Raw genomic sequence first — 1,796 nt, 5'->3', positions numbered from 1 at the left:
GCGAACTTGGGGAACTGAAACATCTCAGTACCCAAAGGAAAAGAAAATAACCCAATGATTGCGCCAGTAGTGGCGAGCGAACGCGCAAGAGCCCAAACCGGCGGTGTTCAGGCACTGACCGGGGTTGTAGGACCGTCAGCAAATGGACAGTTTGAAGTTAGCCGAAGCCTCTGGAAAGGGGCGCCGCAGCGGGTGACAGCCCCGTAGGCGAAAACAGACGACTGACAGAGACGGCACCTGAGTAAGCCGGGACACGAGAAATCCTGGCCGAATCCGCGGGGACCATCCCGTAAGGCTAAATACTACCGAGAGACCGATAGCGAACCAGTACCGTGAGGGAAAGGTGAAAAGAACCTCGAACAGAGGAGTGAAACAGACCCTGAAATCATGTGCCTACAAGCGGTCGGAGCTGCTTCGTGCAGTGACGGCGTGCCTTTTGCATAATGAACCTACGAGTTACCGTCGTTGGCGAGGCTAAGTCCACTGATGGACGGAGCCGAAGCGAAAGCGAGTCAGAATATGGCGCAATCTAGTCAGCGGCGGTAGACGCGAAACCAAGTGATCTACCCTTGGGCAGGTTGAAGGTGGGGTAACACCCACTGGAGGACCGAACCGGTAAGCGTTGAAAAGCTTTCGGATGACCTGAGGGTAGGAGTGAAAGGCCAATCAAACTTGGAGATAGCTCGTACTCCCCGAAATGCATTTAGGTGCAGCCTCGGGCGCAGTACCGTGGAGGTAGAGCGACTGATAGGATGCGAGGGCTTCACCGCCTATCAAGTCCTGACAAACTCCGAATGCCACGGCACGATCCCCGGGAGTGAGGGCGCGGGTGCTAAGGTCCGCGTCCGAGAGAGGAACAACTCAGACCACCGTCTAAGGCCCCCAAATCCGGGCTAAGTTGAAGACAATAACGAGGTGGGATTGCAAGGACAGCTAGGATGTTGGCTTGGAAGCAGCCATTCATTTAAAGAGTGCGTAACAGCTCACTAGTCGAGTGATCCCGCATGGATAATAATCGGGCATAAGTCCGGTGCCGAAGACGTGGAATCGACGGTTAAACCGTCGATTGGTAGGGGAGCATTCCGGTAGCCGCAGAAGGTCAGGCGCGAGCCTGGCTGGAGGTCCCGGAAAAGCAAATGTAGGTATAAGTAACGACAAAGGGGGCGAGAAACCCCCTCGCCGCAAGACCAAGGGTTTCTGATCAACGCTAATCGGATCAGAGTCAGTCGGGACCTAAGGCACAGCCGCAAGGCGCAGCCGATGGAAGAAACGGTCAACATTCCGTTACTCCCTTCAGGAGTGACGTGGAGACGGAGAAGTGACACTCCCGCGTGCTGACGGAATAGCACGTTAAACCGCGTAGGTATATCTGAGGCAGGCAAAACCGCCTCAGATGCTGAAACGGGACAGTACGGAGAGCCCCCGTGGCAATCCGACAGCGGAGGTAATCAGGCTCCCAAGAAAATCCGCTAAACTTAATCCTGAAGGGACCCGTACCCCAAACCGACACAGGTGGTCGGGTAGAACATACCAAGGCGCTCGAGAGATTCACGGTTAAGGAACTAGGCAAATTGACCCCGTAACTTCGGGATAAGGGGTCCCCTCCTTCAGGGGAGGGGCGCAGAGAATAGGTCCAGGCAACTGTTTAACAAAAACACAGGGCTGTGCGAAATTGAAAGATGAAGAATACAGCCTGACACCTGCCCGGTGCCGGAAGGTTAAGAGGAGATGTCATCGCAAGAGAAGCATTGAATTGAAGCCCCGGTAAACGGCGGCCGTAACTATAACGGTCCTAA

Annotated in this window: 1 rRNA gene; it reads left to right on the top strand. The window is 54.8% G+C overall.

Features of this window, described 5'->3' with window-relative positions:
* Window positions 1-1,796: ribosomal RNA gene (locus C5O23_RS14045) — 23S ribosomal RNA — on the top strand; the annotation flags it as partial.

Source organism: Duncaniella muris (assembly GCF_003024805.1).
Classification (GTDB): Bacteria; Bacteroidota; Bacteroidia; order Bacteroidales; family Muribaculaceae; genus Duncaniella; species Duncaniella muris.
This window is presented reverse-complemented; position numbering and strand designations above follow the sequence as displayed.